General features: G+C 65.4%; 13 protein-coding genes. 4 read left to right on the top strand and 9 right to left on the bottom strand.

What is annotated here, in order from left to right; translation table 11 throughout:
- Window positions 1-98: 98 nt before the first annotated feature.
- From KFF05_00285 to KFF05_00245, 9 genes are all read right to left on the bottom strand, one after another.
- Window positions 99-1,493: a leucyl aminopeptidase family protein gene (locus KFF05_00285; GenBank protein ID UTW51879.1), complete on the bottom strand. Its 1,395-nt coding sequence runs from the start codon at window positions 1,491-1,493 to the stop codon at window positions 99-101.
- A 17-nt stretch (window positions 1,494-1,510) separates the two neighbouring features.
- Entirely contained in the window at window positions 1,511-2,599 is a 1,089-nt protein-coding gene (locus KFF05_00280; protein ID UTW51878.1) for a D-cysteine desulfhydrase family protein, read from the bottom strand.
- Between the two features lie 24 nt (window positions 2,600-2,623).
- Window positions 2,624-3,286, bottom strand: coding sequence for an RraA family protein (locus KFF05_00275; GenBank protein ID UTW51877.1), 663 nt, complete (start codon window positions 3,284-3,286; stop codon window positions 2,624-2,626).
- A gap of 104 nt (window positions 3,287-3,390) precedes the next feature.
- A complete protein-coding gene (locus KFF05_00270; protein ID UTW51876.1) occupies window positions 3,391-6,234 on the bottom strand; it encodes a carboxypeptidase regulatory-like domain-containing protein in 2,844 nt (947 codons plus the stop codon).
- Window positions 6,235-6,337: 103 nt separating this feature from the next.
- On the bottom strand, window positions 6,338-7,186 hold the full coding sequence (locus tag KFF05_00265) for a molecular chaperone (GenBank protein UTW51875.1): 849 nt from the start codon (window positions 7,184-7,186) through the stop codon (window positions 6,338-6,340).
- Window positions 7,187-7,252: 66 nt separating this feature from the next.
- Window positions 7,253-7,942 carry a hypothetical protein gene (locus KFF05_00260; protein UTW51874.1) on the bottom strand — a complete coding sequence of 230 codons (690 nt, stop codon included), beginning with the start codon at window positions 7,940-7,942 and terminating at the stop codon, window positions 7,253-7,255.
- A gap of 98 nt (window positions 7,943-8,040) precedes the next feature.
- Window positions 8,041-8,562 carry a DUF4402 domain-containing protein gene (locus tag KFF05_00255; protein ID UTW51873.1) on the bottom strand — a complete coding sequence of 174 codons (522 nt, stop codon included), beginning with the start codon at window positions 8,560-8,562 and terminating at the stop codon, window positions 8,041-8,043.
- Window positions 8,563-8,660: 98 nt separating this feature from the next.
- Window positions 8,661-9,143, bottom strand: a complete 483-nt coding sequence (locus KFF05_00250) for a DUF4402 domain-containing protein (protein ID UTW51872.1) — start codon at window positions 9,141-9,143, stop codon at window positions 8,661-8,663.
- Between the two features lie 444 nt (window positions 9,144-9,587).
- The gene (locus tag KFF05_00245; GenBank protein ID UTW51871.1) at window positions 9,588-10,286 is read right to left on the bottom strand and encodes a hypothetical protein; all 699 of its coding nucleotides are present in this window, start codon (window positions 10,284-10,286) and stop codon (window positions 9,588-9,590) included.
- 338 nt (window positions 10,287-10,624) lie between these two features.
- Between KFF05_00245 and KFF05_00240 the strand changes: the two genes are divergently transcribed.
- The 4 genes from KFF05_00240 (at window position 10,625) to KFF05_00225 (ending at window position 13,938) form a co-directional block, all read left to right on the top strand.
- Entirely contained in the window at window positions 10,625-10,888 is a 264-nt protein-coding gene (locus KFF05_00240; GenBank protein ID UTW51870.1) for a hypothetical protein, read from the top strand.
- Window positions 10,889-11,060: 172 nt separating this feature from the next.
- Window positions 11,061-12,359, top strand: coding sequence for an ergothioneine biosynthesis protein EgtB (gene egtB / locus KFF05_00235; GenBank protein UTW51869.1), 1,299 nt, complete (start codon window positions 11,061-11,063; stop codon window positions 12,357-12,359).
- 7 nt (window positions 12,360-12,366) lie between these two features.
- Window positions 12,367-13,335: an L-histidine N(alpha)-methyltransferase gene (gene egtD / locus KFF05_00230; GenBank protein ID UTW51868.1), complete on the top strand. Its 969-nt coding sequence runs from the start codon at window positions 12,367-12,369 to the stop codon at window positions 13,333-13,335.
- Window positions 13,336-13,395: 60 nt separating this feature from the next.
- A complete protein-coding gene (locus KFF05_00225; GenBank protein UTW51867.1) occupies window positions 13,396-13,938 on the top strand; it encodes a hypothetical protein in 543 nt (180 codons plus the stop codon).
- Window positions 13,939-13,941 lie beyond the last annotated feature (3 nt).

The raw sequence follows: 13,941 nt of genomic DNA, 5'->3' as shown, positions 1-13,941 counted from the left end.
CCCCTGTGCGGGCCATCCCACCGCCGTCCGGCCCGGCACCCCGACTTTCATTACGTTGTCGGAACTTCTAATTCATTTGTCCGGCCCTGACAAGCCGCCTAGGCGAACCGTCTGAGGATCATCGCCGCCATGGCACGGAGCCCCATGGCCTCGCCGCCCTGGGGGCGGCCGGGCCGCGACTTCAGGTTCCAGGCCATCAGGTCGACATGGGCCCAGGGCACGGGCTTGCCCTTTTCCGGCGTCGCAAAATGTTCCAGGAACAGGGCCGCCGTGATGGCCCCGGCGTAACCGCCCTCCGGCGAATTGGTGAGATCCGCCTGCGCGCCCTCGACCATGGATCGGTAGCCGTCCCACAACGGCAGGCGCCACAGGGGGTCTTCGACCGCCTGACCGGCGGCCGTGATGTCGGCGGCCAATTTGTCGTCGTTGCAGAACAGGGCCGGCAGATCCGTGCCGAGCGCCACCCGCGCCGCGCCCGTCAGGGTCGCGAAATCAATCAAAAGATCCGGCGATTCGGCCACCGCATCCCACAGGGCATCGGCCAGGATGACCCGCCCCTCGGCGTCCGTATTGCCGATTTCCACCGTCGTGCCGCGCCGCGTCGCGACGATGTCGAGCGGCCGCATGGCGTTGCCCGAGATCGAATTTTCCACCGCCGGGATCAGCACGCGCAGCCTGATCTTGGCCCCCGCCGCCATCAGCACATTGGCGATACCCAGCACGTGCGCGGCCCCGCCCATGTCCTTTTTCATGAACTTCATGCCGGCGGCGGTCTTGATGTCGAGCCCGCCCGTATCGAAACACACCCCCTTGCCGACCAGGGTCACCTTGGGCGCATTGGCCGGCCCCCAGGTCAGGTCGATCAACCGGGGCGCGCGGTCCGACGCGCGGCCGACCGCATGGATGGCCGGAAAGTTTTTCTTGAGAAGCTGATCGCCCTCGATCACCCGCACCCGGGCCTTGAAGGCACGCCCCAAGGCGCGGGCCGCATCGGCCAGGTCACCCGGCCCCATGTCGTTGGTCGGCGTGTTGATGAGGTCGCGGCACAAAATCGTGCCCTTGGCTTCGCGTTCGACACGGACGCGGTCACAGTCCGCCGGCCAGACCAGCTTGGCCGCGATCTTGCCGCCCGCCTTGTAGCGCCCGAAATGATAACTGCCGAGCGCCCAGGCCAGCGCCGCCGCCGTGGCAGCATCCGCGTCCTTCTTGGCGTTCAGGCCGTCGAGCACATAGCGCCCGGCCGGCAGTTTCTTGGGCAGATCACCGAAATCCCACATGCTGGCGGCCTCGCCCCGGCCCAGCACGACGCGGCCGACGCCGCCCTTGGCGTTGGGGATCACGAGATGGCGCCCGGCCGCGGCCATGAAGCCGTTGCCCGTGACCCAGGCGCGGGTCGGGGCGTCCTGCTTGGCAAGCCAGGCCTTGAAGTCCTTGGCGGCGACGGGAGTAACGGGGACGGCGGCGGCCCCCGGCTTGGCGAAACAGTCCATCATGGTCTTTCCCTAACGGGTCATTGTCCTGGTTGCGGTTGCGGGCCCGCGGCGGCAAGGGCCTCGTCGATGGCGGCCTCGTAGGCGAACAGGGCCGGCAGGCCACCGGTGTGAAGATAGAGTACCGCGCCGCCCGCCATGGCGTCACGGTCATCGGCCATGGCCAGGGCGCCGGCGAAGGATTTCGAGGTATAGACGGGATCGAGCAGCAGACCTTCCTGGCGCGCGGCGGCAAGGAACGCCGCCCAGGTTTCCGGCGAATTCTTGCCGTAGCCGGGAGCGAGAAAGCGATCGGTGACGACGATGTCATCGGGCCCGACCAGGTCCGGGCGGCCGATCAGGCGGCCCAGGTTGCCGCAGACCTGGGTGATGCGAGCCTGCTGCTGGACCGCATCGCGGCGCACGCAGACGCCAGTCACCGGCAGGGTCGAGCCCGCGAGACGCAAGCCGGTCAGAAGCCCCGAATGGGTCTGCCCGCTGCCGGATGCAATGACGACCTGGGTCACCGTGACCCCGGCTTGGGCGATCTGGTCGAGAATTTCCCGGGCCGCCAGGATGTAGCCGAGCGCGCCGCGCGGCTCGAACGCCGCCCCCAAATGGATCACATAAGGATTGCGCCCCTTGGCTCGCAAGTCATCAGCGATGGCATCCAGGCCGGCATCGGCGTCGGCCTCCGTCGCCTCCGCCGGCAGATGGTGCAGGGTGGCGCCGAACATCCGGTCGAGCAACACGTTGCCGCCCGTGCGGTAACCCGCGTCCATGCCGGCGACGCGGTCTTCCAATTGGATGTGACAGTCCAGACCGGCGGCGCAGGCCGCCGCCGCCGTGACCCGCACGTAATTGGATTGCACGGCGCCGGTGATGATCAAGGTGTCGCAGCCCTGGGCCAGCGCGTGACCCGTATAGAATTCCAGCTTGCGCACCTTGTTGCCCCCCAACCCAAGCCCGGTCAGGTCGTCACGCTTGACCAGGATCGGCGCCCGGCCGCCATGACCGGACAGGTTGGCCAGCCGTTCCAGCGGCGGTGTGCCGGAAATCAGCCGGCGGCGCGGAAAATCGGCATTGCCGATCCGCACGGTTTCAACGGACGGCGAAGCGGGAACGGTCATGGCGGCAGGCGTCCTTGTGGATTTTTAGGGCAACAATTCCGGTTCCGGCAGGCCCATCATCTGGGCCGTGGTTTCACCGGCCTTGATGCGGGCGATGGTCGCGTCCTCATCGGCGATCTTCTGGATCGAGGCGACCAGCAGTTCCGTGGCGCGGGCCAGCGGCACCACGGCCACGCCGTCATCGTCGCCGATCACGATGTCGCCCGGCGACACCGCCGCCCCGCCGCAGGAAATGGTGCCGTCGATGACGCCGCCGAAGCCCTTGTGCGGCCCCTGGGGGACATGGGCGGCACAGAACGCGGGCAGACCCATTTCGGCGATTTCGGCGACGTCGCGCATGGCGCCGTCGATAACCACGCCGCCCGCCTTCTTGGCGACGGCGCCGTGGGTCATGATTCCGCCCCAGACTGCCACGTCGGCATAGCCGCCGGCGTCGATGACCAGGATCTCACCCGGGTTGAGCAGGCCGATGGCGTAATGCGCCGCCGAATTGTCGCCGACCATGCAGGTCACCGTGCGCGCCTGGCCACAGGCCCTCATGCCCTTTTTCACCGGTTTGATGCGCCCGGCCATGCATTGGGTGCGGTTCATCATGTCGGACACGATGGCGGGGGGGATCGCCCGCCATTTGGCCAGCACGCCGTCGGACAGGCGGTCAAAGGTTACGTTGTGGCGTTGGATGGCCATGGATGGGCTCCCGTTAAGTCGTTTTTTGAAGGCCGCCCGTTGCGGGCGACGCGTTCCGCCACTTAAGCCCAGCGGGCGAAGCCTGCCAACCCCCTTCTACCGGACTATTGCGGCGGAGCCGGAGTGACGGGGACGACAGGCACCGCCGTCGGCGGCGGCGGCAGGTCTGCCGGGTCAGGGGTTTGTGCGGGCACGGGGCTTGGCGCCGGCGCATCAGCCGGGGCGTCCGTACCCTGCGCCCGCAGCACGAAGTCTTGGCCGCTGATCACCGTGCCGTCACCTTCGATCGTCGCCCGGCGCACGCCCTCGGTGACGAGACCCAGCTTGGTCAGCTGCTCCGGATTGATGCGCAGGCTGTAGGCACCCGGAGGCACGAATTCCATCAGGTAGAAGCCGTCGAAGGCGGAACGCAGTTCGCGCACCACATTGCCCTCGGCATCGAGCATCTGAACCTCGGCCCCGGAAACGGGAAACACCTTGGTGCCTTCGACCTTGAACACGGTGCCGTCGATTTCACCCGTCGTGACCACGGGAAAGTCGACCCGCGCCGTGCTGCCCGGATAGGCCACGATCGACACGCCCTTTTTCGACGGCACCAGGAACGGGTCGCCCAGGCTGTCGGCATCCAGCTTGACCATCAGATTGCGGTTGGGGGTGACCGAGGTGATATAGACGAAGCCGTCGGCGTCGGTCTTGTTGCGTTGAATGCCGCGGTCGATTTCCAACCGCACCCCTTCCATCGGCGCGTCGCCGTCATCGAACACGCCGTTGCCGTTGTGATCCAGGAACACGCGGCTCATCAACGCCCCCTGGGTGGCGATGCGGTCCGCGGTGACCTGCGGCCGGCCCGTCGCCGGATTGACACCGAAGGACATGGCCATGTTGACCCGGGCCTGGAACACGGCGTCGTCGGAATATTCCAGATCCAGGCCCCAGGCCGACCATTCGGTCAGCCTGTTGAGCCCGAAGGACACGGAGTTGACGATGTCCGGCGGCGCCGAGCGTTCAAGCCCCAGGCTGATTTCCAGGTTCTTTGAAATGCGCTTGTCCGCCGTCAAGGTCATGGTGCCGTAATCCGTTTCCGGCAGCACCTTGTAGCCGACCGTGCCGCGCAGGCGCACGTCGCCGACCCGACCCCCCAAAAGAAACGTGCCCGACGCCGACTTGTCCACACCCGTCGAGGTCTTGGTCCGCGAATAATCCAGGGTATGGGTCACCGACAGGCGGCCGATGGGCACCGTCATGCGGTTGGACAGGGTCGTCGTCTTGTCACCATTGACGAAGCGGTCATGATCAATGGTCAGGCTGACCGGCATCTGCGGCAGATCGAACACGGAAATCGCCCCGTCCACCCGCAAGGTGGTCGAAGAATTAAGTTTGGAATCCCCCGTGCCGGTGAACTGTTCGCTGAGGAAATTCTTCGTGATGTTGTGTTCCAGGATCGTCGAAAACCCAAGGATGGAGGTCTGCGCCATCATCCGCGTCGCCCAGCCGCCGTCCTGCTGATCGACCAGATCGACCTTGCCGAACAGGTTGCCGAACGAGGTCGCCAGCGTCGTGCCGACATAGGTGTCGCGGCCGCCGTCATCGCGGGGAATGGCGACAATGCTGCCGCCCAGCGACAGATTTTTGCTGAGCCCCGTCTGCACCCGCGCCAGCATGCGCGCCTGGTCGCGCCGGCTGTCGGTGCCCGATACGCGCTGGTTGGCGATCAGACGGTCGTCGTGCAGGCCGGCGGAAATCTCGTACTTGACCTCACCCGGCTTGATCTGGTCGAGGCCGACGCGGATCTGGCGGGTTTCTTCGCGCACCTGGCCTTGCGGCCCGTAGAACACCAGGCGCACCACGTTGACCCCGAACAGAAGCGGCACGTCGGTGAATTCATAGCGCCCGTCAGACCGCGCCTCGGCGAAGTCGATCAGGGTTTCGTTGCGGTAAACCTCCATTTCCCAACCCAACGGCAGGTCCCCGGTCAGGGTGATGCGGTCGAATTCATCGGGGGTGCCGCCGACCGGAAAATTGGTGATCGTCGCACCGTTTGTGACCTGACTGCGCGTGGTCAACGCGAACTGCGGGGTATAGATGTCGCCGCCCCTGATCTGCGTGGCGCCCAGATCACCCAGCAGGCTTTCACCCAGACGACCCTCCAGGTCCGTGCGCTCGAAGGTCGTGCGGATGTCGGATATGGCCTGACCGTTCTCGCCGCTGACGAACACGCTGGCGTTGGTTCCGGCAACATCGGCCGCGCCGGTCATGTTGTAGGAATAGGAATAACGTTTGGTCTGCGATCCATTGGTCGCCCGCAAACCCTGGACATAAACATCCGCGCGGGGGACCGAGATCAGGCCCGGCGTTTGCTTCTCCTTGGGATAGTCGCGGTCCGGGCCGCGTTGGCGCAATGCCCGTTCGCGCGCATCTTCCCGGGCCAGCCGGGATTCGATGGGCAACGGTTCCCGCGAGGTCAGGGTCGTGGTCAAGTTCGGAAGATCGAACGCAATGTCGATGGGAAACCATTGCGACAACAGGCGCACATCGACGTAGATGTCCCCGTCGGCGGCATGCACCAGGGCTGGATCAAAGGTCCGTGACCTGCCTTCGATGGTCACTTCCCGGCGGCTCAGGGATAGGGAGAACAGCCGGTTTTCCGCAAGAAACCAGCCCCCGGCGATACCCGCCTGCGCATCGGCGGAAATGGGAAAATCGAGGGCCCGGGCAAGGTCCCCCAGAGGCAGTTCCAGGGATGAGCCGGACAAAAGGGCCGGGAATCCGTCGCTGAGCCGCAGGTCGCCAAGCCGCAGTTCCAGGATCAAGGGTTCGCGCAGGTTGAGGCGATCGCGGTTGTCGCCGCTTTGCGCCCAGACCGCCCCCGCCGACAGGCAGAACGCCGCCCAGACAAGAACAAGCGCCGCCCAGCATCCTCTGCGTACGGTCAGCAGACAGCGGCTCATAACGGCGACACCAGGCGGAACATTACCGCCGGCGTTTCCGTCATGCCGGTCTGCCTCGCTTCCGGGACTTGGCGCCGCCCCCGCCGGGGACCCGCCGTCTTGATTATGGTAGCGTAACTTCACCCGCGGCCAGTGTCGTGTCTCCGTCGACTTGACGATAGAGGACCTTCAACATCCCCTTGCCCAGGGTAATTCCCGGAGGCACGACAAGCGGCACCTCCACCATTCTGTCCGTGTTGGGCGTGAACACCGCAAGGCGCGTAACCTCGCCCACGACAATCGGCGCGCCGCCACCGGCAGGCAGGTATTCGACCTTCACGTCGCCATAGGCTGATTTTGTGCCCTGGCGCGATAACTTGAATGTCAGCTTCTTCTTTTCCTTGTCCGGCACCACGGCGAAATCCGACATCGCGACCTTGAGGTCCAAATCCCCATGGCGGACGATCACCGGAATGGTGATCCCGAAGATCGGCGTCAGCTTGACGGAAACCCCGCCTTGGCCGGCTTTTTCGTCAACGGCGCGACCGGCATCCTCGGGCGGAACGGCGCGGAAAAACATGTGCGAGCGGTACTCGCCCGCCGCCAGCTCCGTCGGTTTGCGCAGGATCAGGCGCACCGTCTGCGTGCCGCCCGGCGGAATATCGACCTGCCGCGGCGCATAACGAACCAATTCCTCCGCCGTCATCATGCCGGCCGGCGGTTGGTCGACGGCCTTCAGGCTGCCTTGTTCATCCATTTCCATGGCGATCAGGGAAATCCGGAACAGCGCCGTTTCCGATCCCCGGTTGGTCAGCGTGACGGTGGCGGACCGGTTCCGGCCCTCAAGTTCGACGCGGGTCGGCGATACGACCAGGTCACCGAATCCCTGCGCCGCCGCGGGACAGGCATAGCCCGCCAAACCGGCGATCATAAGCACCAGGGCGATCCCCGGGATCAATCTGGTTGGACGCATGCCGACACTCCCCTAAACCATTGTTTTGTATAACGCGTCGCGTGTGCTCAAGGTTTATCCGAACATTCAGTTATAGGAAACCATAACGGTGAAAAACTTTTCACCGAAGATGGTCGGACCGAAGTTGTCCGGACGTTGAATTTGGATGATCTGCGGGCCCTCGGCCGTCTGCACGGTCACGGCAACGAGATTAGGATCGGCGGCGCCGTCTGCCCCGGGGGCCGGGCCGCCCGCGTTGGTCGTCAACTGTTGCAGGGTTGCCGGCGATCCGCTTTGCGACTTGGCGCCGATGGCGATTTGCGCGGCGCCGTCCCCGCCGATGGTCGGGCTATTGCCCGCGTTGTGGTCGAAATTCGTGACCACCAGTTCTCCGGTATCGGTCACCACCACCAAGGAATCCGTCAGGGTCAGCGAAAAGCTTTGGTTGGGGAAACCCGAAATGGCGATTGCCGCGGCCAGCGCGCCGCCCGATGACGGCGGGGCAACGGCCCCACGCCGCACGGGACTGGCGGCCTGCGCCAAGGGATCGGCACCGCCCGAGTCCGGCGCCGTCAGAAAGCCTTGCGCATTCGACAGTTCCTGCAGTCCGATCACGCCCGCGGGACGGACGATCTGGACCGTGACACGAGACGAGATGTTGGAACCGGCGGCGGCGGAACCCGCAACACCCGGCAGGGCGGTCAGGGCGAGCCCGGCCAGCAGGGCGGCCGCGGCATGCCGCAGGCCGGAAAATTTCAATTTGCGTCGCGCCGTCATTTTTTGATCGGACCTTCGACCGGGAATGGCGTTGGCGCAGCATAGCATAATCAGCCCTGCGAAGCCGCCTGCTTTGCCTCCGACGGAAAGCCCACCCATCACTGTGGGTCCACGTAGACGGTGAATGAACCGCTGTAATCCGCACCCGGCAGATTGGTGCCCAGACTCAGGGTCGCGCCGACGGAAATGTCCACGCGACCGCGCCGCCCCAGATCGATGGGATTGCTCAGGTTCATGGTGAAATTGCTGAGCGTGCCGCTGCCACCGCCGCCGGTAAGCGTCGCCGTGGTCGGCAGGGTCACAATGACCAGCGCATTGTCCGGCCCGGTGATGCGGAATTCGGCCTCACGGTGGTTCTTGCCCAGGTCGATGACGCCGCCGGTCACTGATTTGCCGCCCGACGGCGTGATCACGACCGTACCGGGGATGTTGGATGTTGCGACCTTGCCGAACAGCAGGGTGCGCCGTTCCGTGATATTGACGGATTGCGCCTGGGCCTGGCCCCAGCCGGGAACGACCCGCGCCATCAACCCATCGGTCAGCGGAGCGGACAGAATGAACGCGGCTGCCAGAAGAGCGACCGCGTGCAAACGTCTTATAATGGTGCGTGGCGTGGTCATGATGACCTTCAACCTAGCACGGGATCAACGAGAACCAGCATTCGCGCACACATGGCCGGCCCCGGATTGGCGCCGGGACCGGGCCATGCGTTGCGGAATTACTGATAGTTGACGGAAACCGTGTAGGTGCCCGAATAGCTGCCGGCGGCCTGGCTGGCGCCGACCGAGAGCGTGCCACCAACGTTGAAGGTGTCGGTGCCGCCCGTGAGCGAACCGCCGCCGTCATTGGTCAGGGTCGCGGTCATCGCCGTGCCCGGGCCGGTCAGGCTGACGGACGCGGGAACCGTAACGCTGTAGGAAGCGCCGCTGGCGCCGGTCACGGAGAAAGCACCGGCAGCAATCGTGCCGCCAAGGGCCGTCACGCCGCCCGTCACGCTCTGCGCGCCGGCGAGGGAAATCGCCACCGTACCGGCCGTGCCGCTGGGGCCGATGTTCCCGAAGGCAAGCGCCGTCGTCTGCGAGATGGAGATCGGAGCCGCGATTTCGACACTGGCGCCGGCAGAAACGGAATTGGCGGCCTGAGCCTGGCCCGCATACAACGCGGCGGCCATGACGGCGCCGAGCACAGTCACTTTTTTCATGTTTATGGTCATTCTAATTCACTCCGCAAAGTCGTCTTCGTTTCGAGGAAATCCGCGACACTCAATCACCGGCGTGTTTGGCCCGCCGTGCGACCGATGCATTGATGCGGATGTTGGCCCAAGACCTTCCCATCAAGAAAACCGTCCCGGGGGCAAGAGCACCAAGCTCCCTGAACGGCGCAATCGAAGTTGCACGTCTTATGCCAGACGGCCCTGACACCAGCCTGACGCGTAGCTGACATAAAGCTTACAAAGCCATTGAATCACTTGGCTTATTCTTGACGGTGGAAAGGTCGGTAAACGGCACTGTTCCGTGCGTTATGCCGTGCAGAAGGTCTTTTCGCACGCCGCCCGGCCGTATCAATCGGCACACGGTCGCGTTGACATAATTATTCGGCATTGCCGATCTGCGACGCAGAATGCGAGCCCACCGGCCCATCGGAATCACCGCAGCGGTACGACCGGCCGGCGATACTTGGGCGGCAAAACCAGTTGCGGCGCGGGCGGCAGGTCCGCCTCGGGCGCCTGATGGTCCTGCAGTTCACGCAGGATACGGCTGGCCCGCGCCCAGGAAACCTCGATCTGCGCTGGGCCGGGGGCATTCATCGTTTCTGGGGGTGTTTCGGGGGGCACGCCTGGGGGGGTCTCGGCCAACGGTGCCGGGCGCGGCGGCGCGCCGGTTACATCGGGGGCGATGCCGTGAAGCGGCGGCAGCGCCGCCAGCACCGGGCCGCCGTCCTCGGCCGGGGTTCGCTGTCCCGGACGCGGCACGATGTCGAGAACCAGCCGCCAGGGGCCGTTGCCCGGTGATGCGCCGCCCCTGGGCGGATCGAGAATGAAGGCACGGCGGATAAAGGCATCGAAGCGGCTGATCACCTGAAAGCGGAGCGGCCCATCTCCCTTGGCCGGGCGGACGATCAGATCGGGGGCGAGCGGGTCATCCGCCAACGCCGCGTGGCCTTCGGGTGGCAAGGCCGCGTGCGGCAGGCTGATCTCGAAGGTCCGGCGGCCCGTGGCCCGGGCGTCATAACCGGGGGACGCCGTCAAATCAAACACCAGACGCAGGAAACCGGCATGGCGGCCCAGGCGCAGGCCGGTCACTTCCGCCGCTTCGGCCGCGCGAACCGGCGCGGACGCAGCCATGCCCGCTGCCGGGACAACCGACAGCAGAAGAAGAAAGGCCGCGCCCTGCGCGGTCCACCGGCGAAATAAGTGCCCAGAATGCCGCATCTTGGCACCCCTTTTAGGCGCCGGAGGGCGGGCATCGCAAGGTCAGCAGCCCCCCAGCAGGGGCGATATGCGAAGCCCTTGGGAACAATCAATTTTCTCTAATGTGTCAGTTGTCTGTCAGCATTTCGCGGTATAAGCTTCCCCGCTCGCGTGACGATTTTCCGGGAATCGGGGACCCGGGCGCGGCGCGCCGTCTCTATTGAGGGGCGGAGACGGGGAATGCCTGCGGGGACCACGCAAAGGAGGTCACGGTGGAATTAATTAAACAACTGGGCTGGCTGCCCATCGGCATCGTGCTGATTGTCGCGACCGTCGTCGCGGGCGTGCTGCTGAAAATGACCTCGCCCAAAAAGCCGGACATGGACAAGCTGAGCGACCGCGAAAAGTGGGAACAGTACGGCATCGGCACGGGCCCCCAGCCCGGTGACGACGTCGAGGAATACTGGCGCGACTACGAACTTATCAAGCAGGGCGGCGGCCGCGACGACGAGTATTTCCGCGACGATCAGATTTAAGCCCCCGCCGTGGCCGGGCCGCCGCATTGGTTGGTCATCGGGGCGTAACGCAACTGTGAATAAATAATCCACACAGGCCTGGACCCGTCCGTTAAGGTTTGCGGGAACCCTGCCGCGCGGAACCAGCCGCGCGCACCAAAATTCATGCGGAAGCATTCACGAACAGCGTTTCATGGCATCTCAGAACCGACGCGCCGAACTGAACAAGACATCGGCGGCCGAGGCATCAGAAGCCCTTCTGCGGCGGCTTCAGGCGATGCGTGCCGAAACCCTGGCCCTGGCCGAAGGTCTGTCCGACGCCGACGCCACGGCCCAGTCCATGGCCGACGCCAGCCCCGCCAAATGGCATCTCGGCCATACCAGCTGGTTCTTCGAAGCCCTTGTTCTGGAACCCGGCCATCCCGGCTATCAGCTGTTCGACGACCGCTTCGCCTATCTGTTCAATTCCTACTACGACAGCGTCGGCTCGCGCCAGCCGCGGCCCCAGCGCGGCCTGTTGACCCGCCCGCCGCTGGCCGACGTGATCGCTTACCGGCATCATGTGGACGCCGCCCTGGCCGACCTTATGAGCAAGGGCGGCGCGGACGAAGACCTGCTGAACATTATCGAATTGGGCCTGCACCACGAACAGCAGCATCAGGAACTTCTGCTGACCGACATTCTGCACCTGTTCGCGCAAAACCCCCTGAAGCCCGCCTATCGCCCGGCGGAACCGCTGGCCACGGGCAGCGGGGCGCCGGATCTGCGCTGGATCGCTTTTGACGGCGGCATCCTGCCCGTCGGCGCCGACACCTCGGGCGGCGACTTCGCGTTCGACTGCGAAACACCGCGCCATGACGCCCTGGTGCGGCCGTTCCGCCTGGCCTCGCGCCCGGCGACCAACGGCGAATGGATGGCCTTCATCGCCGACGGCGGCTATGCCGACCCCCTGTTGTGGCTGTCCGACGGCTGGGCCACGGTCCAGGCCGAAGGCTGGTCGGCGCCCCTGTATTGGGAAGACCGCGACGGCGACTGGTGGACCATGACCCTGAAGGGGCCGCAGCCCGTCGACCCGGATGCCCCGGTGACCCACATCAGCCTGTTCGAGGCCGATGCCTTCGCCCGCTGGTCCGGCAAACGCCTGCCGACGGAATTCGAATGGGAGGCGGCGGCCGGAGAGCTGCCGGTTACCGGCAACTTCGCGGGTTCGGGCCGCCTGCGCCCCGCCCCGGCACAGGACCGTGACGGCCTGCAGCAGATGTTCGGCGACGTCTGGGAATGGACGGCCAGCGCCTATGCCCCTTATCCCGGCTTCCAGGCCACGGACGGGGCCGGCGGCGAATACAACGGCAAATTCATGTCGGGGCAGAACGTGTTGCGCGGCGGGTCCTGCGCCACACCGGAAGGGCACGCGCGCGCCACCTACCGCAACTTCTTTTATCCGCATCAGCGCTGGCAGTTCACCGGCCTGCGCCTTGCCGAGGATGGGTGAGACAACGATGGACGCCTTCGCCGATGTTGAAGACACAGGATTGGACGACGACGGCAGGGAAGCCTTCCTGCGCGACGTCATCGACGGGCTGTCCGCCGCCACCAAGACCCTGCCCTGCAAATGGCTCTATGACGTTCGCGGCTCTGCCCTGTTCGAGGAAATCACTCATCTCGACGAATACTATCCGACGCGCACGGAACTTGCCCTGCTGACCGACATCGCGGACGATCTGGGGGCGGCCCTGCCGGCCGGGGCCTGGGTCGTGGAATTCGGATCGGGGTCAAGCCGCAAGTCGGATTTGTTCCTCAACGCCCTGACCGATCTCCGCGGCTACGTGCCCATCGACGTCGCCGCCGATTATCTGGAGGCCGCCGCCGGTGCCCTCGCCAGCCGCCTGCCGCATCTGGAGGTCATTCCCGTGGTCGGCGATTTCACCGCCGAGCTTCCCCTTCCATCCGCCCTCGACGATGCGCCCACGGTCGGTTTCTTTCCGGGCTCCACCATCGGCAATTTCGAGCCCGCCCAGGCGGCCGGCTTCCTTGCCCGCGCCCGGCGCATGCTCGGCGACGACGCCTTCATGGTGGTTGGCGTCGACCTGAAAAAAGACCTGGACGTGCTGCTGCCGGCCTATGACGATGCCAAGGGCGTGACCGCAGACTTCAACCTGAACCTTCTGGATCGCATCAACCGGGAACTGGGCGGCGGCTTCGACCGTGCGCGCTTCGCCCATCGCGTGCGCTATGACGACGGCGAGGGCCGGGTCGAGATGCATCTGGAAAGCACGGTCGACCAGACGGTGCGGATCGACGGCCATGCCTTCGACTTCCGCGCGGGCGAGACCATCCATACGGAAAATTCCTATAAATACGCGGTCGAGGATTTCCACCGCGTCGCCGGCGGCGCCGGCTGGCGCGCGCAGCAGCATTGGACCGACGCGGACAGCCTGTTCTCCATCCATCTGCTTGCCGCCGCCTGAGACTTCGGCCATGCTTTGAGATGCGGGGCGGCCTAGGGAGGCCCCAAGGGAGGCAGCGTCATGCGACGCGTGTTCATCGGCACGGTGGCATTGATCTTGGGCCTGGTTTTGGGCCCCGCGGCGCGCGCCTGCGGGCCCGAGGTCCTCATTCGCTTTATCGATTCAAGCCCCGACCTGTTCATCATAGAAAACAAAAGCCTGGAGCCCTGGACCCTGCTGAGCCTGGAATTCCACGCGGCGAATTCCGCCGGGCACGTGGTGTTCGACACGGATTTCGGCGGCGCCGGCGCGTCGGAGCCACAGCAGTTCGAAGCCGTCGAAGGCGAAGTCGGCCTGATGCAGGCTCCCGTGGTCGCCGACGGGGCGGAGGAACTGACCCTGCATTTCAGCAACTTCACCCCGGGCCGCACCTTCGTATTCTCGATCGACCTGGATGACCGCCTGGAAAATTCCGCCGAGGGCCAAGCCTATGTGACGGGCGAGGAAATCGCGGGCGCCGAGATCCTCGGCCTGTTCACCCACCCCAAGATCGGCGAAGGAAACGCCCGCGGCACCTTCGGCACCGACGGCAAGGCGCATCTGCGGGGGGCGACCTGCGCGTAAACC

It is taken from the genome of bacterium SCSIO 12827 (assembly GCA_024397995.1).
Taxonomy (GTDB): Bacteria; Pseudomonadota; Alphaproteobacteria; order Rhodospirillales; family Casp-alpha2; genus UBA1479.
Note: the sequence above shows the minus strand (reverse complement) of the source record. Positions and strands in the feature narration are given on the sequence as shown.

Excerpts from the sequence above, each read along its gene's own strand:
- KFF05_00275 (UTW51877.1), bottom strand. The coding sequence starts at position 3,286 with ATGGCCATCCAACGCCACAACGTAACCTTTGACCGCCTGTCCGACGGC.
- KFF05_00245 (UTW51871.1), bottom strand. The coding sequence starts at position 10,286 with ATGGCTGCGTCCGCGCCGGTTCGCGCGGCCGAAGCGGCGGAAGTGACC.
- KFF05_00285 (UTW51879.1), bottom strand. The coding sequence starts at position 1,493 with ATGATGGACTGTTTCGCCAAGCCGGGGGCCGCCGCCGTCCCCGTTACT.
- KFF05_00260 (UTW51874.1), bottom strand. The coding sequence starts at position 7,942 with ATGACGGCGCGACGCAAATTGAAATTTTCCGGCCTGCGGCATGCCGCG.
- egtB (UTW51869.1), top strand. The coding sequence starts at position 11,061 with ATGGCATCTCAGAACCGACGCGCCGAACTGAACAAGACATCGGCGGCC.
- egtD (UTW51868.1), top strand. The coding sequence starts at position 12,367 with ATGGACGCCTTCGCCGATGTTGAAGACACAGGATTGGACGACGACGGC.
- KFF05_00280 (UTW51878.1), bottom strand. The coding sequence starts at position 2,599 with ATGACCGTTCCCGCTTCGCCGTCCGTTGAAACCGTGCGGATCGGCAAT.
- KFF05_00255 (UTW51873.1), bottom strand. The coding sequence starts at position 8,562 with ATGACCACGCCACGCACCATTATAAGACGTTTGCACGCGGTCGCTCTT.
- KFF05_00250 (UTW51872.1), bottom strand. The coding sequence starts at position 9,143 with ATGAAAAAAGTGACTGTGCTCGGCGCCGTCATGGCCGCCGCGTTGTAT.
- KFF05_00225 (UTW51867.1), top strand. The coding sequence starts at position 13,396 with ATGCGACGCGTGTTCATCGGCACGGTGGCATTGATCTTGGGCCTGGTT.
- KFF05_00270 (UTW51876.1), bottom strand. The coding sequence starts at position 6,234 with ATGAGCCGCTGTCTGCTGACCGTACGCAGAGGATGCTGGGCGGCGCTT.
- KFF05_00265 (UTW51875.1), bottom strand. The coding sequence starts at position 7,186 with ATGCGTCCAACCAGATTGATCCCGGGGATCGCCCTGGTGCTTATGATC.